We start from the raw sequence: 22,297 nt of genomic DNA, 5'->3' as shown, positions 1-22,297 counted from the left end.
GCCTTGAGCTGGGCTTTTCGGGGTTCGAATGTCGGTGGTCGGGGGTTGACTGGGGGGTATGAACAGTGCTGCGGGGATCATCGATCGGGTCGTGAACGGCCGTGGTCGTGTGCCCACCGATGCGATCGCGGCGCTGTCGGATGCCGAGAAGATGGAGCTGTTGCGGCAGGCGGGTGAGATCCAGCGGCTCTTGGACGCCGTGGTGGTGGAGACCGTGGCGACGGTGCCCTCGATTCCAGCCGGTTCGGGAACTCCGGGGTTCTGCGGGTTGTTCGGGTGCGCGACCATGAACGAACTTCTCCAGCGGGTCCTGCGCGTGGACGGGCGGGAAGCGGCACGAGTGGTGAAGGTCGCCGCCGGGGTGCACCGGGAGCTGAACTTCTCGACCGGTGGGTGGCAGCCGGCGTTGTTCCCGGCGCTGCGGGAGGCGCTCATGGACGGCGTGATCGGGGTGTCGGGGTTCGCGGCCGCGACGGGGCCGATTCTGACGGCGGGGCGGCGGATCACCGTCGAGGAGCGGATGCAGGCGGACGCGCAGTTGGCGGACCTGGCGCGCGGAATGACAGCGGCAGACGATGACGGCGAGGATGCCGTCGATGGTGACGTCGCCCCGCCGGCGACGCCGGAGGACTTGCGGTTGTGCGCCCGGGTGATCATGGCGTATCTCGACCCCGACGGCGCCAAGCCCTCCGCGGAGACGGCGATGCGCGGACGTGGGGTGCGGTTCGGGCGGGAGAAGAACGGACTCATCCCGCTCCAGGGGGACCTGCTCCCGGAAGTCGCCGCGCAGATGCAGCGCATCTGGGACGCGTACTTGAACCCGAAAGTCGACGGACCACCCCTCCCGGGTGTGCAATTCACGCCCTCAGGCGATGATGAGGACTCGACATTCGGTGCGGACAAGTTTGACGACGACGTCACTCTCCCCGCTGACGACGCGGGCGGGATGATCGACACCCGTACCCGGGCACAGAAACAGCACGACGCCCTCGCCGCCGCCCTCGGGATCGCAGCCCGCCACGACGACATGCCCCGACTCGGCGGCGCCGCACCGACACTGACCGTGTCCGTGACCGCGGAAGACTACGCGACCGGGCGCGGATGGGCGCACGTCGACGGCATCGACACCCCGGTGTCCGTCGCCACCGCGGCACACACGGCGTGTGGCGGGACGGTGCAGCGGGTGCTGTTCGACCCCGACGGCCGGATCGTCGGCATCGGGGTCACCGACCGGATCTTCACCGTGCACCAGAGACGGGCGATCACCCTCCGCGACAAGGAATGCCTCATCCCCGGGTGTCACGTCCCCGCGTCCTGGTGCGAGATCCACCACGTCGACGAACACGCCCGCGGCGGCCCCACCCACACCGACAACGGAGTCGCCCTGTGCTGGCACCACCACCGCACCCTCGACACCAGCGGATGGGAGATCCGCATGACCAACGGGGTCCCACACGTGCGGGGGCCGGCGTGGTGGGACCCCGCCCGACGATGGCGCACACCCCGACCCCTGCTCCCTACCACCCTCACCGGGTGAAGGCGGTCGCTACCCCACGGACACGCCCTGCGACGCGGACGAGCGGCCGAGATACACGTAGTCGTCGTGCTTGGCCGAGCGGCCGTCCCCCGCTGCCCTGCCGTGCAGCCGACGCCAGACCCAGGGCAGTGCGTGACGACGCCACCAGATGCCTGTACTGATGCGCTCATGCTCGTGCAGCGCGGCATCGAGCAGTCCGAGCGCATCGGCGTGCGGCACCCCGAGCACCTCCCCCGCACGATAGGCGAGGAAGCGGTGGCCGCGACTGCTGAGGTGCACCAGGTCCTCTCCCCAGTTCGGTCGCTCGCCGAGAGTCGGGTGGAGATCGGTGTCGATCAGGATCGCGCCCGTGCGGGTGGCGACTCCGGCGAGCGCGGTTGCGAATGCCGCGAAGCGTGCGGTGTAGATCACCGCCGCGCGCCGATCCGGGAGGAACGGTGTGAGCAGGAGCACGTCCGCGCCGGTCGCGCGCAGGCGGGTGACCGCATCCTCCACCCGCGCGGCGAGCGCCGGGATGTCGACGCGGTGCTTCACCAGATCGTTCGCTCCGATCAGGATCGAGACGAGGTCGGGACGCAACGCGAGGGCCCGCTCCAGTTGCGAGCCGCAGACATCCGACACCCGCTTGGAACGGATCGCCAGGTTGGCGTAGTGCAGACCGCCCCGAGCCGCGAGCAGGAGTGCGAGTCGGTCCGCCCACCCGCGCAGAGCACCGTCCGGTGCCGGGTCACAGAGTCCCTCGGTCAGGGAGTCGCCGAGAGCGACGTAGCGCTGCCACCGCCGCGGCGGGGCCTGCCGCGACGGTTCCGGACGCACGCTGCGGCGAGCACGCAGCGCCGTGTCGACGCCCTGCAGCTCCCGTGCCTCCTCATAGTGGCCGAGAAGCTGATCGCAGACGCTCCCCCATGATCGCGATTGAACCGCCTGGTGGCCGGCCGTCCCGAAAGCACGTCGCTTGCGGGCGTCTCCGGTGAGGTCGGCGACGCGCATCCGTAGGTCCTCCCGATCTCCCGGGCGGTACAGCCAGCCGTCGATTCCCATCCGTACGAGGTCGAGGGGGCCACCGCGTCCCGTCGCGACCACGGGCACCCCGCTGGCATGCGCCTCCTGCAGCGTCTGGCCGAAGGTCTCGCTCTCCCCCGGGTGCACGAAGACATCGAACGAGGCCATCGCCGCGGCGAGCGCGTCTCCACTGAGCTGACCCAGAAAGAGTGCCTGGGGAAGCAACGCCTCCAAGCGCGCTCTGCTCGGTCCGTCTCCGACGATCACCAGTCGCGCCCCGGGAATGGACTGCAGGATCGCGAGGTCCTCGACCTGCTTCTCCGGGGCCAGCCGTCCGACGTAGCCGATCACCACATCCGCTCCCCACGAGGCACGCAGAGCGGTGTCTCGACGCTCCGGCCGGAATCGCTCGGCGTCGACGCCTCTCCCCCAGCGTCGCAGCCGGTCGACGCCCCACCGCTCGAGCTGCTGAGCGGACTCGCCGGAGGGAGCGAGCGTGAGCGTCGCGCGTCGGTGCAGCCGAGCGATGTGCGTCTGGGCGATGTGGGTGGTCGCGGCGATGCCATAGCGCTCGGTGTACGCCGCGACATCGGTCTGGTAGGCCGCCACCGAGGGCACCGACAGGCGCTCGGCCGCGAGAACGCCCCGCCAGCCGAGTGCGAACGGTGAGGCGAGGTGCACGATGTCGGGTCGGAAGCGCTGCAGAGACGCGGCGACCCGGTAGGCGGGCGAGGTCCCCACGCGAACGCTGCGATAACCGGGGAGCGCCAGGCTGGGGATCGCCTCGACGCCGGCTCCGGCGACCTCGCTGGGCATCCCGTGCGCGGCGGGAGCGATCACGTGCGCCTGATGACCCGTTCGCTCGAGGTGACTCAGGATCTGGAGGACCGATCCGGTGACACCGTTCATGTGGGGAAGGAAGGACTCCGTCACGATGGCGATTCTCACCTGCCCAGGATGACGGCGCCGACGACCGGGAAGCGCCGAAATCGGGGGCGAGCACCAGATGTTCATCGGATGCTGGATCGCAGGTCACCGGCTATGCGCTCGTTGGTTCCCGTTCACCGACTCGCGGCAGTGTGGGCGTGTGCTCGCAGATCTCCTCGCCCCCACCGCACTGGGCCCCTGGAGTCTCGCGCTGATGGGACTGCTGGTGCTCGGCGACGCCTTCATCGTCGTCATCCCGGGCGAGATCGCCGTCACCGCGCTGGGGGCTCTGTCCGTGAGCACCGGGTCTCCCGCGTTGTGGGCCGTGATCGTCTGCGCCGCGCTGGCGGCGAGCGCGGGCGATGTGTGCTGCTACCTGATCGGACGTTTCGTCGGCACGGAGCGCTGGGGGTGGATGCGAGCACCCCGCGTCCGCCGGGCTCTGGCATGGGCGCAGCGACGACTCGACACCGGTACCGCGACCGTGCTCTTCACCGCACGGTTCGTGCCCTTCGCGCGACTCGCGATCAACCTCGTCGCCGGAGCGTCACGCATTCCTCCGGTCCGCTACCTGCCCCTGGTGTCGCTCGCCGCCACCGGGTGGGCCGCCTACCAGGCCGCGGTGGGCGCCGCCATCGCAGCGATCGTGCCGGGTGGGCCGATGGTCGCCCTCCCCCTGTCGATCGCCGTCGCCGTGGGCATCGGCGTCCTGATCGATCTGATCTCCCGCCGCGTGCGCCGGTGAGGGCCCCACGCACGGAACAGTGCCCTAGGCTGGCGAACATGAGCACCGAAGAAGGCGCCGTCTCCCCCGAGGAGATGAAGCGCAAGTTCAAGGAAGCGCTCGAGAAGAAGAACGCGCACCACCGGCAGGGCGAAGCCCACCTCGACGGCGATTCCGCCGTGCATGGTGCCGCAGCCCCGCAGACGCGGCGCGAGTTCCGACGCAAGAGCGGTTGACCACACGGATGCGGGAGCCGAATCGCTTCGGCTCCCGCATCCCTCATCCGCCCCCCTCTCGGGGTGCGATCATCCCTGCGCGGCGCGGGCGCGTGCCCGTGCTTCCTTGGCTTCCATCTCGGTCAGTGCCGAGTCCTTCAGTTCCTGAACGTCGGATGCCTGCTTCTCGTCCGACATCCCGTGCGCGTCGACGCCGTCGAGCAGCGCCTCATCGAACGGCAGCTCTCCGCTGAGGACCTGTCGCACACGATCCCGGTCGATCTGCTTGGTCCAGGTGCCGATGAGCAACGTCGCGACGGCGTTGCCGGTGAAGTTCGTCAGTGCGCGTCCTTCCGACATGAAGCGATCGATGCCGACGATGACGCCCACGCCGTCCACCAGGTCGGGACGGTAGGCCTGGAGGCCTCCGGCGAGAGTGGCGAGTCCCGCACCGGTGACGCCGGCCGCACCCTTGCTCGCCACGATCATGAACACCAGCAGCCCGATCTGCTCGCCGATCGACATCGGCTGCCCCATCCCGGTCGCGATGAACAACGACGCCATCGTGAGGTAGATCGCGGTGCCGTCGAGGTTGAACGAGTAGCCGGTCGGGACCGTGATGCCGACCACCGGCTTGGAGACGCCCACGTGCTCCATCTTCGCGATCAGTCGAGGGAGAGCCGACTCGGACGACGACGTGCCGACGATCAGCAGATACTCCCGGGACAGGTACTTGATGAGGCTGAAGATGTTCACTCGGGTCACGGCCCACAGCAGGACCCCCAGGATGACGACGATGAACAGGAAGCACGTGATGTAGAACGCGATCATCAGGGTGCCCAGGCTCCAGATCGCCGCGACGCCGGTCTTGCCGACCACGGCGGCGATCGCACCGAAGGCGCCGATCGGCGCGAGCCACAGGATCATGCCGAGGATGCGGAACACGAGCTTCTGCAGCTGCTTGACCGCCTCCATGATGGGCGCACCGCGCTCGCCGAGTCCCTGCAGCGCGAAACCGACCAGCAGGGCGATGAACAGCACCTGCAGCACGCTCTCCCCCGTGAAGGCGGAGAAGAAGGTGGTGGGAATGATCCCGAGGATGAACTCCTGCGTGGTCTTGGCCTCCGTGTCCGTGGTGTCGTACGTCGACGACGCCATGTCGAGACCGGCACCGGGGTGGATGATGTTGCCGACGACCAGACCGATCGCGAGCGCGAAGGTCGACATGATCATGAAGTACAGCAGCGCGAGGCCGCCGATCTTCCCGACCGTCGCCGCCTTCGCGATCGACCCGACTCCCACCACGATCGTGCAGAAGATGATCGGCGCGATCATCATCTTGATCAGAGCGACGAACCCTTTGCCGAGCGCCTCGAAGCCCTGCCCGACCTCGGGCCAGATGAGCCCGACCATCGCCCCCAGCACGACAGCGAGCAGCACCGAGATGTAGAGCCAGGTGTGACGGTCCCAGGACTGCTTGCCCCGCCGCCAGTGGAACCCGGGAAGGGAGAACCCCGTCGTGATGGCCATGTTTCCTCCTTGATCATGAACGTCTTCGTCTCATGCCGTCAGCGTCTGCGCTGACTGATGACCCCACGGTGGTCGACTTCACATGCCCGCACCATTTGTGGTCGTATTGGTCACGACCACGACCACGACCGAAGAAGATCGGAGCCGCCATGGCTCTCGCCGCAGCGACCCGCAGCGCCGCGTCCCGGGTCTTCCTCGTCCTGCTGCTCGCCGCAGTGCTGATCGGAGCCCTGGTCGCCGTGTTCCTGGTGATCGAGGCACAGCGCGCGACCCACGCCGAAGCGGAGCGCGTCACCGCGGCGACCGCCGTCACGATCGCGGCGACACCGGTCGTCCAGGACACTCTCGACGCCGTCGTCGCCGCTGGTGCCGTCGACGCTGACGCGGAAGCCGCCGCGGAGGTGCTGGAGCCGTATGCGCTCGATGTGATCGCCGCCGCCTGCCTCGACTTCGTCACGATCATGACGGTGGACGGCATCCGCGTCACCCACCCTGACCTCGATCAGATCGGCGAGCCGTACATCGGCACGATTCCCGACGAGCCCCGCGCGCTCACCGAGATCTTCACCGGGACGCTCGGACCCTCGGTGCGCACGATCGTCCCGGTGACCGATGACGCCGGCGAGCTCGTCGGCTGGGCCGCGGCCGGAGTCACGACCGAATCGATCTCCGAGACCCTCGTCCGCCGACTGCCGCTGTCGCTCGGCATCACCCTGGGCCTCGTGGCCGTGGGCGCACTCGGAGCGGGCTTGGCGCGGCGCGTCACCCGACGCATCGCCGGCGACATGCCCCCGGGCCAGGTGCGTGACGCCGTCTCCTCCTACGAGTCCATCCGGACGCTGGGGGAAGCGCTGCGCGCGCAGACGCACGAGCACGGCAACCGCATGCACACCGCCGTCGCGCTCCTGGAGCTCGACCGCACCGCCGAGGCGATCGAGATCCTCACCGAGACCTCCCGACAGAGCCAATCGCTCGTCGACCAGGTGACGGCACGGCGACACGGCGATCCCGTGGTCGGCGCCCTTCTGCTCGGCAAGGCCTCCCAGGCGAAGGAGCGGGGAATCGACTGGCGGGTGCGCATCGAGCCGGAGACACCGCGCTCGCCGCTGTCGACCGTGGACAGCGTCTCCGTGCTCGGGAATCTGATCGACAATGCCATGGATGCCGCGGCGGACGGACCGGACCGCTGGGTCTCCGTCGCCCTGAGCCCGGCCGATCACGGCGGGGTCGTGCTCGAGGTCGCCGACAGCGGACCCGGCATCGCTGACGACGTGCGCGCGCACATCTTCGACCCGGGCTTCTCCACCAAGCCGTCGGGCGTCGACGGGCGCGGCGTCGGTCTCGCGCTCGTGCACTCGGTCGTCACCGGCGCCGGCGGATCGGTGGACCTGTCGCTGCGTCCGACGACGTTCCGTGTGGTCCTCCCCGCCGCATCCGCTCACCGGAGGAGATCATGATCCGCACGCTGCTGGTCGACGACGACGCCCTCACCCTCGAACTCCACCGCGACTACGTGGGGCGCCTGGACGGTTTTCTCGTCGCCGGCGAATGCACGGGAGCCCGAGCCGCCGTGAGCGCCGTTCTGGACAGCCCGGGGCCCGGCGCCTTCGACCTGGTCCTGCTCGACATGACCATGCCCGACGGATCGGGGCTCGACGTGCTGCGCGCACTGCGGTCGCGCTCCGCCGCCGTCGACGTGATCGCGATCACCGGGGTGCGCGATGCGGAGACCGTCCGTCAGATGGCCGCACTCGGCGTGTTCCACTATCTCGTCAAGCCGTTCCCCTTCGCCGTGTTCCAGGAGCGGTTGGAGCAGTACCGGGCACACCGCGATCAGGCGAGATCCACCGAGGGCGAGGCGACGCAGGCCGAGATCGACGCGCTGCTGGGGCGCGCGACCGGGGCGATCACGCTTCCGAAGGGGTTGTCCGCATCGTCACTCGAGCGGGTGACGACGGAGGTGCGAGCGGCGGGACCGCTGTCGGCGAGCGAGGCCGCCGCCCGACTGGGCATGTCACGGGTCGCGGTTCGTCGCTACCTCGAACATCTCGCCGCCGAGGGGGTGCTGGTCCGGACCGCCCGGTACGGGGCCCGCGGCCGCCCGGAGACGGAGTACGGCTGGAAGCGCTGACCGCGGCATACCCGGATCAGCGCTTCCGCCGTCATGACTCACTCGCCCGCGAGACCGCCCAGCATGTGCCCGAACGAGCGGCCTTCACCGAGGTAGGTCGCAGGGTCGTAGGGATCGACGACCGCGACGCTCTCGCGACGCGCGATCGCATCGGCGAGTTCACGCGCACCCTTCTCGACGCGCTTCGCGAGGGGTGCGACGTCATCCCCCGCGTCACCCCAGTCGCTCGAGGCCGCGAAGACGCCGGTCGAGACCGCGTCGGCGTGCAGGTAGGCGAACAGAGGGCGGATGGCGTAGTCGATCGCGAGGGAATGCCGCGCGGTGCCGGCGTTCGCACCGATCAGCACCGGCTTCCCGGTGAGCGCATCAGGGTCGAGCACATCGATGAACGACTTGAACAACCCGGAGTAGCTCGTGGAGAAGATCGGCGTCACCGCGATCAGCGCGTCCGCCGAGACCACGGTGTTGATGGCGGTCTCCAGGGCGGGCGGAGCGAAGCCGGTGAGCAGGTTGTTCGTGATGTCGTGCGCGTAGTCGCGCAGCTCGATCACGTCGACGCTCACGTCGATGTCGCGTGCACGCAGCGCCTTGCTCGTCTCCGCCGCCAGGCGATCGGCGAGCATGCGCGTGGAGGACGGGTTCGACAGTCCGGCGGAGACGACCGCGATGCGGCGCGTGGTCATCTCAAGCCCCCTTCCGGCTCAGCCCGAATGCCGCACCTGCCGGGGCAGGGGTGTCCTGGTAGGGCGAGTCGCCCGTCAGGTTGTCACCGCGGTTGGCGCCGGGGCGCGCCTGGCGGGTGGGGCCGTCGCCGAACTCCGCCTTCACGCGGGCCGCGTGCGTCGGAGCATCCGGCACGCCGGCCGGGCGGTCCTTCGCCAGCTCCTTGCGGAGCACCGGCACGACTTCGGAGCCGAGGATGTCGAGCTGATCCAGCACCGTCTTCAGCGGGAGTCCCGCGTGATCGATCAGGAAGAGCTGACGCTGGTAGTCACCGTAGTGCTCGCGCATGCCCGCGTAGCGATCGATCACCTGCTGAGGGGAACCCACTGTCAACGGCGTCATCTCGGTGAAGTCCTCCATGCTCGGACCGTGACCGTAGACCGGCGCGTTGTCGAAGTACGGACGGAACTGATTCACCGCATCCTGCGACTTCGCCGCCATGAAGACCTGCCCGCCGAGGCCGACGATCGCCTGCTCCGGGGTGCCGTGCCCGTAGTGCGCGTACCGCTGGCGGTACAGCTCGATCAGGCGCTGGTAGTGCTCCTTCGGCCAGAAGATGTTGTTCGCGAAGAAGCCGTCGCCGTAATAGGCCGCCTGTTCGGCGATCTCGGGCGTGCGGATGGAGCCGTGCCACACGAACGGGGCGATGCCGTCGAGCGGGCGGGGGGTCGAGGTGAAGCCCTGCAACGGTGTGCGGAACTTGCCTTCCCAGTCCACGACGTCCTCGCGCCACAGCTTGTGCAGCAGCGCGTAGTTCTCGATCGCGAGCGGCAGTCCCTGGCGGATGTCCTGACCGAACCAGGGGTAGACGGGGCCGGTGTTGCCCCGGCCGAGCATGAGGTCCATGCGGCCGCCGGACACGTGCTGCAGCATCGCGTACTCCTCGGCGATGCGCACGGGGTCGTTGGTCGTGATGAGCGTGGTCGAGGTGGAGACGATCAGTCGCTCCGTCTGCGCCGCGAGGGCGGCGAGGAAGGTCGTCGGACTCGACGACCAGAAGGGCGGGTTGTGGTGCTCGCCGATCGCGAAGACATCGAGACCGACCTCTTCGGCGTGACGGGCGATCGCCATCGTCGCGGAGATCCGCTCCTGCTCGCTCGGCGTCACACCTGTGGTCGGGTCGCGGGTGATGTCGCTGACCGACATGATGCCGAACTGCATCGCCGGGGCGCCTGACTGCTCGTCCATGATTACTCCGTTTTCTCCGAAACGGACGACTCCGCATCCGTTTCTATTCACTTGAATGTATATGAGTCAACGCGAACGCGACAACTTTATTCCCCGCGATACCCTCACAGTATGAGCAGCGCCGGCGCGGATATCGCAGACCCCCCGACCGGGGCCACGCCCAAGCCCCGACGACGCGTTCCGTTCTGGGACAACGCGCGCTACGCGTGCATCGTGCTCGTCGTCCTCGGGCACGCCATCCAGCGCCTGATCTACGATTCCGACATCGCTTTCGCGTTCTACCTGGCTCTGTACGCGTTCCACATGCCCGCGTTCGCGATCATCTCCGGGTACTTCTCCAAGTCCGGATCGCCCACCAAGACGCAGATGGCCCGGATCATCACCGACATCCTGATCCCGTACCTGATCTTCGAGCTCCTGTGGACCCTCACGAAGTGGCTCGTGGAGGGACAGGCGAATCCCAACATCACCCAGCCGTCCTGGACACTGTGGTTCCTGCTCGCCCTCGGCATCTTCCGCCTCGTCCTCCCCTATCTGGCACTCCTGCGCTGGCCCCTGCTGTGGACGATCGTGATCTCGATCGGCGCGGGATATCTGCCCAACGTCGACAGCACCTTCTCGCTGTCGCGCACCCTCGGGCTGCTCCCCTTCTTCGCCTTCGGCTGGTGGTTGCGCGAACACGACATCGTCGCGCGCTTCCGGCTGCTCGACGTCCGCCCCTGGTGGATCCGAGTCGTCGCGCTGGCGATCCTCGGCGGCACGGGCTGGGCCGCATGGAACTGGCTTCCCGTCTGGCAGGAGGTGGATCTGCGGCACTGGCTGTTCTACGAGGACTCGTACGCGGATCTGGGCGGTGAGCAATGGTGGGCCGGGGGCGTGCGGCTCGCGCTGATGCTCCTCGCACTGCTGCTGAGCGCCTCGTTCTTCGCCCTCGTCCCGCGGGGAACCTACTGGTGGACGACCTTCGGGCAGTACACGATGTACGTGTTCCTGCTGCACTCCTTCGTGCTCTACCCGTTCCGCGAGACCGGCGTGCTGCGCGATCTCGAGCCGACGTGGCTGTGGCTGCCGCTGGTCACGGTCCTCTCGGTCGTCGTGGCGCTTCTGCTGGCCACCGCGCCCGTACGCCGCGTGTTCCGCCCGCTGGTGGAGCCGCGGCCGACGTGGCTCTTCTCCGACCCCGCTCTCGCCTCGCGCGAGGGCCGGCGCAATGATCCGACCGGGTCCCGTCGTCCCCGGGAGGAGCCCCGCACGACCTCGGGAACGGACGCGGCCGAAGGCACCCGGGGGTGAGCCGGGCCCAGGATGTGCGCGATCGGATCGTCGAGCGCACGGATGCCACCGGATTCGCCGCGCACGGCCTGCACGTCCGCATCGGTGCGGACACGGCCGAGCACCGTTGGACGCCCGACACCCGTGAGGAGATCCATTCGGTGGCGAAGGGAGTGAGCGTGCTGGCCGCCGCCCTCGCTGCCGACGACGGACTCGTGTCCTTCGACGCGCCGATCGCGACCTTCCTCCCGGACCTGCGCCTGGGAGCCGGCGTCGAACACGTCACGCTGCGCCACCTGCTGACCATGTCGAGCGGGATCGACCTGCCGTGGTCGGAATCGATGATGACCGACTGGCCGGATCTCGCGGTCGAGTTCCTGGGGCGCCCCTCCCGGGGGCGCGTCTTCCAGTACTCCAATGCGAGCACCTACACCGCCATGCGGGTGCTCGCCGCGCGGATCGGCGATGTGCACGCGTATCTCGACGCCCGGCTGTTGCAGCCGCTCGATATCCGGGACACGGTCTGGAGGCGCTGCCCGAACGGACACATCCTCGCAGGGGAGGGCCTGCCGCTGCGCACGGAGGAGCTGGCGCGCATCGGCCGGCTCATCCGCGACCGTGGTGCCTGGGAGGGGCGGCAACTGGTCTCGCCCGAGTGGATCGATCAGATGCACTCGGACGGCGTGATCACGGGCTCGGGCCCCGGGTACGGCCGCTACGCGCTCGCGGGCTGGGACGGACCGGGCGATGCGTGGCGACTGCACGGTGCGCACGGCCAACTCGTGATCTTCTCCGACGACGCCGTGGTCACGATCACCGCGGACGACCATTTCGGGGCGGACGCGATGGCGGCCTTCGTCGTCTCGACTCTCCGGGAGTGAGGATGCCGCGCGCGTGAGCTCCGGTGTCAGTCGAAGAGCTCGGCGCCGATGTACGACCCGGGCGTCGCCCCGGCGGGGATCGCCCAGATCCCCGAGCCGACGTGGCGGAGGTACTCGTTCATCCGGTCGGTCGACAGCCGCCGCTGCAGGGTGATGAACTGCGCAGGGTCTCGCTGGTACGAGAGGAAGAAGAGCCCCGCGTCGAGACGTCCGAGGTCGTTGTTGCCGTCGACGTAGTTGTAGCCGCGGCGCAGGATCCGCACTCCCCCGTTCTGCTCGGGATGCGCGAGCCGGACGTGACTGTCGGCGTCGATCGCCGAGCCTCGGAAGTTCGGTGCCGTGAACTCGGTGCCTCCGGACAGCGGAGCCCCTTCCCCCTTGTCACGACCGATGATGGCGTCCTGCTCCGACAGCCGCACGCGGTCCCAGGTCTCGATCAGCATCGCGATCTTCCGAGCGACCAGGTAGGAGCCGCCGGCGAGCCAGCTCGGCTCGTCGGTGTCCGCGACCCACACGTGCTCGTCGAGAGCCTGCTGGTCATCCGCGAGGATGTTCGCGGTGCCGTCCTTGTACCCGAACAGGTTGCGCGGCGTCGCCTGCGCCGCCGTGGTGCGGGAGGTCTTGCCGAAGCCGAGCTGGGACCACCGCAGTCGAGCGCGTCCGAACGCGATCCGGCTCAGATTGCGGATGGCGTGCACGGCGACCTGAGGGTCGTCCGCGCAGGCCTGGATGCACAGATCGCCGTGGGAGTTCTCCGGATCGAGGTCATCGCCCAGGAACGCGGGAAGACGCTCGAGCCCCGCGGGGCGGAGCTCGGCGATGCCGTAGCGGTCGCCGTCCTCGTTCTCGAAGAGGCCGGGACCGAACCCGAACGTGATCGTGAGACCGGAGGACGAGAGACCGAGCGCTTCGCCGGTGTCGTCCGGCGGCGCCTCCGCGGGACCGCCGACCGCACCGGTCGCACTCACCTCGAGTCCTTGGCTCATGCGGGATGCCGCGTACGACCAGTCCTGCAGCAACGAGATCAGGTCGTCGCGGTCGGTCCGGGGCATCATGTCGAAGGAGGCGAAGTGGAGATGGTCCTGCACCGCCGTGGTGATCCCGGCCTGATGCGCACCGAAATACGCATACGGAGAGCGGGCGTCGTCCGCGGCCCGCGCACGTCCCAACGCGACTCCGCTCGCGAGACCGGCGCCCGCGCCGACCGCGAGCCCCGCCACGCCGCCGCCGATCGCCAGCCCGAGCAGGCCGCGCCTGCTCAGACCGGCCGTCGCGGGCGTCGTCTCCTGATCGGCGGCCGTCGTCCCATCCTCGGCCACGCCATCCACTCCTCGTTCGTCCATGTCGCGCGCCGCACCCGGTCCGCGGGTCAGTCCAGCACCGTGGACGTCAGCCGCGACAGCGGCTCGGCCAGCGCGTTGATGAGGTCGGTGAACTCGCGCTTGTCGGCGTCGGTCAGCGCGGAGTATCCGACGAAGCCGTCGCTCAGGGAACCGTGCACGGCGAGCGACTCCTCGAGCGCGGCGTAGCCCGCCTCGATCTCCGACACCAGTGCTGCTCCGTCGTCGCCCTGCGCGGAAGCGAAGTCCTGCACGAGGGAGAAGGCCATCTTGGATCCTTCGACGTTCGCGGCGAAGTCGTAGAGATCCGTTCCGGACCACCAGTCCTCCTCGCCGGAGATCTTGCCGGTCGCGACCTCGTCGAGCAACGCGATCGCCCCGTTCGAGATGCCGGCGATCCCCTGGTCCTCCAGCGCTGTGGTGAAGTCGTCGGAGTGCACGTAGTCGTACAGCTCCTGCACGTCGGCGAGCAGCAGGTCTCCGAAGTCGGCGCGCTCCTCGGGCGTGGACGGAGCCCAGTCCTGCCACGCAGGCGTCTCGCCGTCGGCGTTCAGGGCATCCTGCGCGGGCACCCACAGATCCTTCTCGACGCGGTGGAAGCCGGTCCAGTCCAGGCCCTCGGCCACGGCGTCGACCTCGCGGTAGTCGATCCGCGGATCCAGGTCTCCCAACGCCTCCGCCACCGGTTCGATGCGCTCGTAGAACGCACGTGTCTGCGGGAAGAGCGTACGGGCGGTGTCGTCATCGCCCGACTCGTAGGCGGTGACGAAGTCCTCGACGGCGGGCACCAGCTGGCCGACCTGGTCTTTCACGAAAGCGGCGTAGAGATCGACGGCCTGCTGCTTCTGCTCGGCGTCGGGGCCCTCGACCGAGATGCGGTCTCCCGTCACGGTGAAGGCCGTCTTGCCGACGCCCTCGCCGATCATGCCCGGCTTGCAGAGCGTGTAGTACTCCCCCGGCTGCGCGACGACGGTGAGCGTGCGCGACGCCGCGGGGGCGATGTTCTCCACCTCGCCCACGATACGAAGTCCGTCCTCGGCGAGCAGGTAGAACTCCGTCACCTGATCGGTGTCGTTCGTGACCGCGAAGGTGAGCGTGCCACTCTCGGCAGTCGACTCCGAAACGGTGCAGGAGCTGTCGGTCGACGACACGGCGAAGGCGTCTGCGGCGGCGACGTCGCTCTTCGCGACGCATCCGCTCAGGATGAGGGCGGTCGCTCCGGTGGCGGCGAGGGCGCCGAGGATGCGCGGGGAGGTGGTCATGCTGCTCCTTGTCGTGAGAGAGAGTGCGTCGTGTCGTCTGTGGGCGCGGCGGGGCTCCGCGGCGAGGCGGGCCTGCGGGAGCGGAGTCCGCGGACGTAGAACGATCCGACGAGGGTGATGTAGAGGGTCCAGGCGATGACCTGCAGCCAGGTCATCGCAGGCATGAAGCCGACGGTCGCCTGCAGGATCGCGGCGACCGGCCCGCCCGGAGCGACGGACGCCGAGACGTCGAACGCCCAACCGAAGGGGAAGCCGGCCCCGCCGATCGCGACGCCGCCCGTGAGCGGATCGACGGGAGCGGCGGCCGTGAAGGGGCCCGGGAGCGCCCCGGCCTCCTGCAGATCCATGACCGCGTAGGCCAGGACACCGGCGGCGACGATCACGAGGAATCCGCCGGTCCAGGCGAAGAAGCGACGCAGGTCGAGCTTCACCGCTCCTCGGGCGATCAGCCACCCGACCGTCGCCGCCACGGCGAGCCCCAGCAGGGCACCCAGGAGCGCGGAGGGCGCGTCGCCGAAGGACTGCACCATCGACCAGAGCAGCAGTGTGGTCTCGATCCCCTCGCGGGCCACGGAGACGAATCCGATCGCCACCAGCGCCCAGAGACCGCCCGCGGTGAGCGCGCGATCGATGCCGCCCTCGAGCGTGGCCTTCATGGTCCGACCGGCGCGCTGCATCCAGAAGATCATCCAGGTGACCATGGCCACGGCCACCAGCGACAGACCGCCGCCGATCAATTCCTGCGCCTCGAAGGTCAAGGAGTACGCGCCGAAGGTGAGGACGGCGCCGATCCCGAGCGCGAGCGCGATCGCGAGACCGACGCCGCCCCACATCCGCGGCAGCACGTCGCTGCGACCGATCCGTCGGAGGTACGCGACGAGGATGCCGACGACGAGTGCGGCCTCGAGGCCTTCGCGAAGGCCGATCAGGAAGGTGGCGAGCACGGAAGACTTTCTGACGACTATGAAGGTAAGGCATTCCTTACCACCGACAGACTGTAGCACTGCCCGGGCATACCGGCGAAAACCCGACGGCGGTCCCGCGGGTAACGCGACGCAACACTCAGCCATCGCAGACGCAACCGATCTACTCTCGGTGCATGGCAGAACTCTCGCTTCCCATCCTCGACCTCTCCCGGCTCGATGACGGCCCGGACGCCGCCGCACAGTTCCGCGACGACCTGCGCGCCGCGACTCACGACGTCGGCTTCTTCTACCTGACGGGCACCGGCATCTCCCCCGAACTCGAATCGCGGCTGCACCGGGCGGCGCTCGACTTCTTCGCACTGCCCGACGAGGACAAGCTCGCGATCGAGAACGTCAAGAGCCCCCACTTCCGGGGGTATACCCGGGTCGGCGGAGAGCGCACGCAGGGGAAGGTCGATTGGCGAGAGCAGATCGACATCGGACCCGAGCGAGAAGCCATCGAGGGCGGGCCTGCCTTCAACCGCCTGACCGGACCGAACCTCTGGCCTGCGGCGCAGCCGGAACTGCGAGAGATCGTCACCGAGTGGCACGACACTCTGACCGGCGTCTCGCGCAAGCTGCTCCGCGCCTGGGCGAAGACACTGGGGGCCGAGGAGACGTACTTCGACGAGCACTTCGGAGACCCCTCGACGCTGATCAAGATCGTCCGTTACCCCGGCTCGCACGAACCCGAGCCGCAGCAGGGCGTCGGAGCGCACAAGGACTCGGGCGTGCTCACGCTGCTCTGGGTCGAACCCGGCAAGGGCGGGCTGCAGGTCGAGCGCGACGGCGAGTGGGTGGATGCCCCGCCCGTTCCCGGCGCCTTCGTCGTCAACATCGGCGAACTGCTCGAGTACGCGACGGGGGGCTACTTGAAGGCGACCAATCACCGCGTGGTGTCGCCGAAAGCCCCCGACGAGCGCATCTCGATCCCGTTCTTCTTCAACCCGGGGCTCGATGCACGGCTGCCCTTGATCGAGCTTCCGCCGGAGCTCGCCGCGCACGCGAACGGCGTCACGGAAGACCCCGACAACCCGATCCACGCCTCGTACGGCGAGAACGCGCTCAAGTCACGCCTGCGCGCGCACCCCGACGTCGCCGCGATCCACCACCCCGATCTGGTGAGAAAGCCTGCCTGATCCGACCGCTCCTCTGCTGCACCCTCTCAGAACGTCTCGGTGCCGCTCAGGGCCACGATCTCTCTGAGCGCGTGCAGGTGTCCGGCGAACGCCTCGCGACCGACATGCGTCGATCGCACCCACGTGCGCGTTCGGCCTCCGAGCCGATCCTTGCGGGATACGACGTAGTCCGCGGCGTGCAGGTGCGCGATCGCCTTGCTCAGGGGCGAGTCCCCGCACTGCAGGATCTCGCGCAGGGTCGCGAAGTCGAGTTCGATGCCCTCACTGAGCGACGCCATCAGCGAGAACCGGATGGGTGAGGCGAAGTGATCGTCGAGCCGTGTACGGGGGTGCGGGCGAGGCGTCCCCTCCGAGTCATTCACGGACATCACGTCCGCGCACGAACGAGACGGCGACGAACAGCAGGACGATCCCCGCTCCGCCCACCGCTCCCGCGACGAGGGAGGACCCGTCCGCGCCGCGATCAGCGAGAACGAGGGCCAGGAGCGCCGACGCCGACAGGGCGAAGGCCGTCACGTGCGGCCACCGCCACGCCGCCCCGATGCCGGGGAGCCCCAGCTCCGTCCTGGCCGCGAGAACCCAGGCGAACAACAGCAGAGCGACGAGGAGCACGAGCACCGAGGTGATGACACCGTCCTGGGCGGAAGCGAGGAAGGTGAGAGCGCCCATCGCCACCCCGACGAGGACCGTCCCCCGGCGGGCCCAGGGCGACAGGGGCGTGCGCGCGGTTCGAGGAGCCCGCGGGCCCCGTGACGCGCGGGCGAGTTGGACGAGGCCGTGCCCTCCGAAGCCCACCAGGACGACGACGCCGGGCAGCAGCGTGACGACCGGCGGGAGGTCAGGATCGAAAGCGGCGAAACCGAAGAGGATCAGTGCTCCCAGCCCCAGCAGCACGACACCGACCAGCGACGGCCATCGGGACCGCGTCATGCGCCACTGCATCCCGCTGCGCTGCGCCATACCGCTGGCGAGTTGCGTCCATACCAGGAACGTGAAGAGCACGATCTGGGTCTCTCCGGGAATCCCCCGCTGGAGCGTCCCTGCGAGCGCCGTCAGGTACACGCCCGTGACCAGGGCGTTGGCGATCTGCAGCCACGCGAGCGCTCGTCGATCGACCGCATATCCACGACGACCGGCCACGGCCTGTGCGTGATCCAGATACTGCTGCGCGAGTTCGGGGCTCGGCGGGGCGAGTGGTTCCTGTCCCGGGACCGGCTTGTGCTCCATGATCGACCTCCTCCACTTTCCGACAGGAAAGTCTCCTTCTTTCCTACGGGAAAGTCAGAGGAAGGTCAACCCATCCCGTCGAACCACGGTGCGGGGAAAAACGAAGGCCGCCCCACACCAGGGACGGCCTTCCAAGAATGTTTTGCGCGATAGCACGCAGGGTCGCTTTATCGGCGAAGACCCAGACGTTCGATCAGCGAGCGGTAGCGCGCGATGTCGATGTCCTGGAGGTAGCCGAGCAGACGACGGCGCTGACCCACCATGAGGAACAGGCCACGACGCGAGTGGTGGTCGTGCTTGTGCTCCTTGAGGTGTTCGGTGAGGTCCTTGATGCGCTGCGTCAGCATTGCGACCTGCACCTCGGGGGATCCGGTGTCACCGGGGTGCGTCGCGTACTCTTCCATGATCGCCTTCTTGGCGTCAGACTCGAGTGGCATAGATGGGATCCCCTTTCAGTTCGTTGCGCGGCGCCCGACGCCTGATGCGAGGGCTCTCTTTATCCGCGGCCGATCAAACGGCAACCTGAAGAGTCTACCAGCCCTCGGCCGCCCTCCACGACCGTGACGCAGAGAACCCCGAGCCCTCACGGGCTCGGGGTTCCGAGATCAGTCCGCTTGCGCGCGGCGATCAGTCCTGCTGCAGGGCGCCCTGCAGGTCGAGCGTGATCGTGACGTCCTTGCCCACGAGCACGCCGCCGGTCTCGAGCGCGGAGTTCCAGGTCAGGCCGAAGTCTTCGCGGTTGATCACGGTCTTCGCCGACGCGCCGGCCTTGTAGTTGCCCCACGGGTCGCTGCCGAAGCCGCCGAAGTCGAGCTCGAAGCTGACGGGCTTGGTGATGCCGCGGATGGTCAGGTCGCCGTCGACGAACAGCTCGCCGTCCTCAGCGCGGGCACCGGTGGAGACGAACTCCATGGTGGGGAAGTTCTCGGTGTCGAAGAAGTCGCCCGAGCGGAGGTGGGTGTCGCGACCCTCGTCCTTGGTGTCGATCGAGGTCACGTCGACGCTCGCCTCGACCTTGGCCTCCAGGGGGTTCTCCGGGGCGATCAGCGTCGCGCTCTTCACTCCGAAGGTGCCGCGCACCTTCGAGATCATCATGTGGCGGACGCTGAAGGTGACCTCGCTGTGCGACGGGTCCAGCACCCAGGTGCCGGAACGGTAACCGGGGATGTCGATGGTGGTCATGGGATCTCCTTCACGTGACGGGGGCCGCGCTTGCGGCATACGAGTACAGAACTCGCATTCACGAGAATACATTCCCGCGGATGTGATTCTCCTCCATGCGCGTCGGCGGAGAAGACGGAACGCGCCTCTCTCCAGGACGGAGAGAGGCGCGTTCGATGGGTGATGTCAGCCGACGGCGACCAGATCGATGATGAAGATCAGCGCCTTGCCGGACAGGAAGTGACCGGAACCGGCGGGGCCGTACGCCAGGTGCGGCGGGATGGTGAGCTCGCGACGTCCGCCGACCTTCATGCCGGGGATGCCGTCCTGCCAGCCCTGGATCAGGCCGCGGAGCGGGAACTGGATGGTCTCTCCCCGGCCCCAGGAGGAGTCGAACTCCTCGCCGGAGTCGAACTCGACACCGGCGTAGTGCACGGTGACGGTGTCGCCGGGCTTCGCCTCGTCGCCGTCGCCCGTGATGATGTCTCGGATGACGAGCTCCGCGGGAGCAGGACCGGTGGGAGCGTCGAATTCAGGCTTTGTGCGATCAGTCATGTCTCCATCCAACCGGAGCGCACGGGACGGGTCAACGCGACCGGACCCGCTGACAGCGAACATCCGGCACAAGACCCTCTTGACACATGACGGTCACGGGAGGACGCTGTGTACAGATCAACTCAGCGCCCGATTGACATGCAGGCATCGCCGCAGCATCGGGCGCTGAGTCTGTCCCCACCCGCGTTCGACCGCTGAGGCCTGCGCCCGCTCCGGGGCGCGTCAGTAGGCGAGCAGCGCGGCTCGGACGGCACGGGTGCGGATGAGCAGAGCGCGTTCATCCTCGGCGGCCAGGGGGTCCCGACCGGTGAGCGCCCGCTGGCGCACCGCGGCCAACGCCGTGGCGTCCTTGATGAACTCCCGCATGAGGGGCCGGCGATCGCCGCGCAGCTGCGCCGCCCAGCCGAGTCCCACCTTGCGCCCGGCCGGCGTGGCGAGCATCGTCACCTCTTCGGGCGTGAACCACCCGGCGGCGGCGTACTCGCTGAGGCGGGCGCGGGTGAGCCGGGCTTCCTCACGCTTCAGCGCGATGATCGCGATGATGAAGCCGATGAACAGCGGCACCTGCAGCGTGATGTAGAGCACGAAGAAGTCGGCGAACGTCGCCGATCCGTTCCACAGCGCGTGCAGCAGGATCGCGCCGAGCATGCCGAGCAGCCCCGCACCCATCGCGGTGCCGGCGGAGGCGTGCCGACGAGCGGCGAGGCCGATCGTGAAGCCGGTGAGTGCCGTGAACATGGCGTGCGCGAACGGCGAGAGCAGGGCGCGCACCACGAAGGTCACCGTGAGCTGCTCCCCTCCCCCCTCGATCAGGCTGATGGCGAAGTACTGGATGTTCTCGGTGAACGCGAAACCGGCACCCACCAGCGCGCCGTAGACGACGCCGTCGACCGGACCGTCGAACGCGCGGCGGGCGACCACGAAGATGAGGAAGACGCCGAGGCCCTTCCAGAACTCCTCCACGATGGGGGCCTGCACGACGGCGGTCAGCGCGTCATCGCGGATGCCGAAGAGCAGCGTGATGCCGAGGTCGAACAGCAGCGTCAGCCCCACGGCGGCGATCGCTCCCCACGCGACTGCGAACACCAGGAGCCGCTTGGGCTCCGGATCCCATCGGTCGATCATCCGCACGCCGAGCAGCACGACCGTGAGCGGGATGAGCGCGAGCACCAGACCGATCACCGAAGCCACCGGCCCGAGCGCCCAGACGAAGTAGCCGATCAGCGCGAGCAGCACGAAACCGAGAGCGCCGAACAGCCAGAACGAGACCGAATGCCCCTTCTTCGTCGGCACCGGGAGCGACGGCAGCGCCTCAGCCGGGGAGGGCGCGACCGGGGCGGGCGGCGAGTACGCGGTGGGCTGAGCCAATGCCGACGCATAGGTCGGGTGCTGCGAGAACTGCGGCGGCGTGTACGGGGACTGCGAATACTGCGGCGGCGTGTACGGCGACGGCTGCTGCGATGGGGACGGTCCTCCGAAAGTCATAGCGACAGCCTAGGGCCGACAAGGGATCGGCCGACGTTGTGGCGGACTCGTCCAAGCGCCGCCCGCGCTGCACCCGGTAGCGTAGAAGCATGCGGTTCGCTCATCTGCGCCGTGCTGATTCCTCTCGCCCGGCTCTCGCCGTGGTGGAAGACGCCGACGCCATCCTCGTCTCCGATCTCCTCACCGACCCTCCTGCGACCCTGCAGCAGCTGATCGAGGGAGGAGACGAGACCCTCGACGCCCTGCGCGCCGCACTGTCATCCGGCACGGCGCCGCGGCATCCGCTCGACGACTGGACCTTCGATTCCGCGGTCCTCGCACCCCCCGCGGTCCTCGCCGTCGGGCTCAACTACGCCGCGCACTCCAGCGAGCTCGGGCTGAAGACCGACACCGCCCCGACGGTGTTCACGCTGTGGCCGAACTCGCTCACCGGGCACGAGCACACCACGTCCTGGCCGCGGACGCTCAGCGAAGCCGTCGACTACGAAGCCGAGCTCGGCGTCCTGATCGGCACTCCGGCCAAGGACGTCTCAGAAGCGGATGCCCTGGACCACGTGTGGGGATACACCGTGGTCAACGACATCACGGCCCGCAACGTGCAGTTCGCGGAGGCTCAGTGGTCGCGCTGCAAGTCGTTCGACGGCTTCACACCGACCGGACCCTTCGCCGTCACGGCCGACGAGGTCGCCGACCCGCAGGATCTGCACATCTGGACGATCGTGGACGGCCACACGGTGCAGGACGCCTCCACGGATCAGATGGTGCGCTCCGTCGCGACCCTCATCGCCCACCTGTCGCAGTCGCTGACCCTGCTCCCCGGCACCCTGATCTCGACAGGGAGCCCCGGCGGGGCCGGCTACTCGCGCGACCCGCAGATCTTCCTCCGCGACCGCTCGACGGTCACGGTCGGGATCGACGGGATCGGCGCGCTCACCACGCACTGCCGCATCCTCGACTGATCTCGCAGCGACGGCGTCACCGCCGCGACCAGGAACGGAGAAAGGCCCCGGGCGATTCGCACCGGGGCCTTTCC

At 68.7% G+C, this 22,297-nt stretch carries 22 protein-coding genes; 9 read left to right on the top strand and 13 right to left on the bottom strand.

Features of this window, described 5'->3' with window-relative positions; genetic code table 11:
- Positions 1 to 58: 58 nt before the first annotated feature.
- A complete protein-coding gene (locus ACWA14_RS06310; protein ID WP_463796858.1) occupies positions 59 to 1,537 on the top strand; it encodes an HNH endonuclease signature motif containing protein in 1,479 nt (492 codons plus the stop codon).
- A gap of 9 nt (positions 1,538 to 1,546) precedes the next feature.
- Here the strand turns inward: ACWA14_RS06310 and ACWA14_RS06305 are convergent, their stop codons facing one another.
- Positions 1,547 to 3,472 (bottom strand): GDSL-type esterase/lipase family protein, encoded by a 1,926-nt coding sequence (locus ACWA14_RS06305; protein ID WP_463796857.1) that lies wholly within the window; start codon positions 3,470 to 3,472, stop codon positions 1,547 to 1,549.
- A 154-nt stretch (positions 3,473 to 3,626) separates the two neighbouring features.
- Here ACWA14_RS06305 and ACWA14_RS06300 point away from each other — a divergent pair, with 154 nt between their 5' ends.
- Entirely contained in the window at positions 3,627 to 4,211 is a 585-nt protein-coding gene (locus ACWA14_RS06300; protein WP_463796855.1) for a DedA family protein, read from the top strand.
- A 38-nt stretch (positions 4,212 to 4,249) separates the two neighbouring features.
- Positions 4,250 to 4,426: a DUF5302 domain-containing protein gene (locus ACWA14_RS06295; protein WP_463796853.1), complete on the top strand. Its 177-nt coding sequence runs from the start codon at positions 4,250 to 4,252 to the stop codon at positions 4,424 to 4,426.
- 69 nt (positions 4,427 to 4,495) lie between these two features.
- On the opposite strand, the gene ACWA14_RS06290 is transcribed toward ACWA14_RS06295, so the two are convergent.
- Positions 4,496 to 5,935, bottom strand: coding sequence for a cation:dicarboxylate symporter family transporter (locus tag ACWA14_RS06290; RefSeq protein ID WP_463796851.1), 1,440 nt, complete (start codon positions 5,933 to 5,935; stop codon positions 4,496 to 4,498).
- Between the two features lie 149 nt (positions 5,936 to 6,084).
- Between ACWA14_RS06290 and ACWA14_RS06285 the strand changes: the two genes are divergently transcribed.
- Complete coding sequence (locus ACWA14_RS06285; RefSeq protein WP_463796849.1) at positions 6,085 to 7,392, top strand: sensor histidine kinase; 1,308 nt, start codon at positions 6,085 to 6,087, stop codon at positions 7,390 to 7,392.
- Complete coding sequence (locus tag ACWA14_RS06280) at positions 7,389 to 8,066, top strand: response regulator (RefSeq protein WP_463796847.1); 678 nt, start codon at positions 7,389 to 7,391, stop codon at positions 8,064 to 8,066. Before ACWA14_RS06285 ends, ACWA14_RS06280 begins: the two co-directional genes overlap by 4 nt.
- Positions 8,067 to 8,104: 38 nt before the next feature.
- Here the strand turns inward: ACWA14_RS06280 and ACWA14_RS06275 are convergent, their stop codons facing one another.
- The gene (locus ACWA14_RS06275) at positions 8,105 to 8,749 is read right to left on the bottom strand and encodes an FMN reductase (protein WP_463796845.1); all 645 of its coding nucleotides are present in this window, start codon (positions 8,747 to 8,749) and stop codon (positions 8,105 to 8,107) included.
- Position 8,750: 1 nt separating this feature from the next.
- Positions 8,751 to 9,977 (bottom strand): LLM class flavin-dependent oxidoreductase, encoded by a 1,227-nt coding sequence (locus ACWA14_RS06270; RefSeq protein WP_463796843.1) that lies wholly within the window; start codon positions 9,975 to 9,977, stop codon positions 8,751 to 8,753.
- A gap of 111 nt (positions 9,978 to 10,088) precedes the next feature.
- On the opposite strand from ACWA14_RS06270, the gene ACWA14_RS06265 reads away from it, so the two are divergent.
- Positions 10,089 to 11,270 carry an acyltransferase family protein gene (locus tag ACWA14_RS06265; protein WP_463796842.1) on the top strand — a complete coding sequence of 394 codons (1,182 nt, stop codon included), beginning with the start codon at positions 10,089 to 10,091 and terminating at the stop codon, positions 11,268 to 11,270.
- Positions 11,267 to 12,130 (top strand): serine hydrolase domain-containing protein, encoded by an 864-nt coding sequence (locus ACWA14_RS06260; RefSeq protein WP_463796841.1) that lies wholly within the window; start codon positions 11,267 to 11,269, stop codon positions 12,128 to 12,130. Before ACWA14_RS06265 ends, ACWA14_RS06260 begins: the two co-directional genes overlap by 4 nt.
- Before the next feature lie 26 nt (positions 12,131 to 12,156).
- On the opposite strand, the gene efeB is transcribed toward ACWA14_RS06260, so the two are convergent.
- The 3 genes from efeB to efeU are packed head-to-tail and all read right to left on the bottom strand — an operon-like array spanning position 12,157 to position 15,676.
- Complete coding sequence (efeB, locus tag ACWA14_RS06255; RefSeq protein WP_463796839.1) at positions 12,157 to 13,449, bottom strand: iron uptake transporter deferrochelatase/peroxidase subunit; 1,293 nt, start codon at positions 13,447 to 13,449, stop codon at positions 12,157 to 12,159.
- Positions 13,450 to 13,499: 50 nt separating this feature from the next.
- Positions 13,500 to 14,732: an iron uptake system protein EfeO gene (gene efeO, locus ACWA14_RS06250; protein WP_463796837.1), complete on the bottom strand. Its 1,233-nt coding sequence runs from the start codon at positions 14,730 to 14,732 to the stop codon at positions 13,500 to 13,502.
- Complete coding sequence (efeU, locus tag ACWA14_RS06245) at positions 14,729 to 15,676, bottom strand: iron uptake transporter permease EfeU (RefSeq protein ID WP_463796835.1); 948 nt, start codon at positions 15,674 to 15,676, stop codon at positions 14,729 to 14,731. The genes efeO and efeU overlap by 4 nt, the downstream gene beginning before the upstream one ends.
- Before the next feature lie 155 nt (positions 15,677 to 15,831).
- Between efeU and ACWA14_RS06240 the strand changes: the two genes are divergently transcribed.
- Positions 15,832 to 16,836: an isopenicillin N synthase family dioxygenase gene (locus ACWA14_RS06240; RefSeq protein ID WP_463796833.1), complete on the top strand. Its 1,005-nt coding sequence runs from the start codon at positions 15,832 to 15,834 to the stop codon at positions 16,834 to 16,836.
- Positions 16,837 to 16,862: 26 nt separating this feature from the next.
- On the opposite strand, the gene ACWA14_RS06235 is transcribed toward ACWA14_RS06240, so the two are convergent.
- From ACWA14_RS06235 to ACWA14_RS06210, 6 genes are all read right to left on the bottom strand, one after another.
- On the bottom strand, positions 16,863 to 17,204 hold the full coding sequence (locus ACWA14_RS06235) for a transcriptional regulator (protein ID WP_463796831.1): 342 nt from the start codon (positions 17,202 to 17,204) through the stop codon (positions 16,863 to 16,865).
- The gene (locus ACWA14_RS06230; protein ID WP_463796829.1) at positions 17,191 to 18,063 is read right to left on the bottom strand and encodes a hypothetical protein; all 873 of its coding nucleotides are present in this window, start codon (positions 18,061 to 18,063) and stop codon (positions 17,191 to 17,193) included. Before ACWA14_RS06230 ends, ACWA14_RS06235 begins: the two co-directional genes overlap by 14 nt.
- A gap of 167 nt (positions 18,064 to 18,230) precedes the next feature.
- A complete protein-coding gene (gene rpsO, locus ACWA14_RS06225) occupies positions 18,231 to 18,500 on the bottom strand; it encodes a 30S ribosomal protein S15 (protein WP_045280509.1) in 270 nt (89 codons plus the stop codon).
- 190 nt (positions 18,501 to 18,690) lie between these two features.
- Entirely contained in the window at positions 18,691 to 19,245 is a 555-nt protein-coding gene (locus ACWA14_RS06220) for a YceI family protein (protein ID WP_463796826.1), read from the bottom strand.
- 165 nt (positions 19,246 to 19,410) lie between these two features.
- Complete coding sequence (locus ACWA14_RS06215) at positions 19,411 to 19,779, bottom strand: FKBP-type peptidyl-prolyl cis-trans isomerase (protein WP_463796824.1); 369 nt, start codon at positions 19,777 to 19,779, stop codon at positions 19,411 to 19,413.
- A 222-nt stretch (positions 19,780 to 20,001) separates the two neighbouring features.
- Positions 20,002 to 21,264 (bottom strand): PrsW family intramembrane metalloprotease, encoded by a 1,263-nt coding sequence (locus ACWA14_RS06210; RefSeq protein WP_463796822.1) that lies wholly within the window; start codon positions 21,262 to 21,264, stop codon positions 20,002 to 20,004.
- An 89-nt stretch (positions 21,265 to 21,353) separates the two neighbouring features.
- Here ACWA14_RS06210 and ACWA14_RS06205 point away from each other — a divergent pair, with 89 nt between their 5' ends.
- Entirely contained in the window at positions 21,354 to 22,223 is an 870-nt protein-coding gene (locus ACWA14_RS06205) for a fumarylacetoacetate hydrolase family protein (RefSeq protein ID WP_463796820.1), read from the top strand.
- Positions 22,224 to 22,297 lie beyond the last annotated feature (74 nt).

The organism is Microbacterium sp. TW_SC_2, from assembly GCF_055361165.1.
Note: the sequence above shows the minus strand (reverse complement) of the source record. Positions and strands in the feature narration are given on the sequence as shown.

Bases quoted from the DNA above. Each gene is read 5' to 3' on its own strand.
- ACWA14_RS06290 (WP_463796851.1), bottom strand. From the start codon at position 5,935: ATGGCCATCACGACGGGGTTCTCCCTTCCCGGGTTCCACTGGCGGCGG.
- ACWA14_RS06205 (WP_463796820.1), top strand. From the start codon at position 21,354: ATGCGGTTCGCTCATCTGCGCCGTGCTGATTCCTCTCGCCCGGCTCTC.
- efeO (WP_463796837.1), bottom strand. From the start codon at position 14,732: ATGACCACCTCCCCGCGCATCCTCGGCGCCCTCGCCGCCACCGGAGCG.
- ACWA14_RS06265 (WP_463796842.1), top strand. From the start codon at position 10,089: ATGAGCAGCGCCGGCGCGGATATCGCAGACCCCCCGACCGGGGCCACG.
- ACWA14_RS06280 (WP_463796847.1), top strand. From the start codon at position 7,389: ATGATCCGCACGCTGCTGGTCGACGACGACGCCCTCACCCTCGAACTC.
- ACWA14_RS06230 (WP_463796829.1), bottom strand. From the start codon at position 18,063: ATGGAGCACAAGCCGGTCCCGGGACAGGAACCACTCGCCCCGCCGAGC.
- ACWA14_RS06295 (WP_463796853.1), top strand. From the start codon at position 4,250: ATGAGCACCGAAGAAGGCGCCGTCTCCCCCGAGGAGATGAAGCGCAAG.
- ACWA14_RS06275 (WP_463796845.1), bottom strand. From the start codon at position 8,749: ATGACCACGCGCCGCATCGCGGTCGTCTCCGCCGGACTGTCGAACCCG.
- ACWA14_RS06210 (WP_463796822.1), bottom strand. From the start codon at position 21,264: ATGACTTTCGGAGGACCGTCCCCATCGCAGCAGCCGTCGCCGTACACG.
- ACWA14_RS06220 (WP_463796826.1), bottom strand. From the start codon at position 19,245: ATGACCACCATCGACATCCCCGGTTACCGTTCCGGCACCTGGGTGCTG.
- ACWA14_RS06270 (WP_463796843.1), bottom strand. From the start codon at position 9,977: ATGGACGAGCAGTCAGGCGCCCCGGCGATGCAGTTCGGCATCATGTCG.
- ACWA14_RS06240 (WP_463796833.1), top strand. From the start codon at position 15,832: ATGGCAGAACTCTCGCTTCCCATCCTCGACCTCTCCCGGCTCGATGAC.
- ACWA14_RS06310 (WP_463796858.1), top strand. From the start codon at position 59: ATGAACAGTGCTGCGGGGATCATCGATCGGGTCGTGAACGGCCGTGGT.
- ACWA14_RS06215 (WP_463796824.1), bottom strand. From the start codon at position 19,779: ATGACTGATCGCACAAAGCCTGAATTCGACGCTCCCACCGGTCCTGCT.
- ACWA14_RS06235 (WP_463796831.1), bottom strand. From the start codon at position 17,204: ATGTCCGTGAATGACTCGGAGGGGACGCCTCGCCCGCACCCCCGTACA.
- ACWA14_RS06285 (WP_463796849.1), top strand. From the start codon at position 6,085: ATGGCTCTCGCCGCAGCGACCCGCAGCGCCGCGTCCCGGGTCTTCCTC.
- rpsO (WP_045280509.1), bottom strand. From the start codon at position 18,500: ATGCCACTCGAGTCTGACGCCAAGAAGGCGATCATGGAAGAGTACGCG.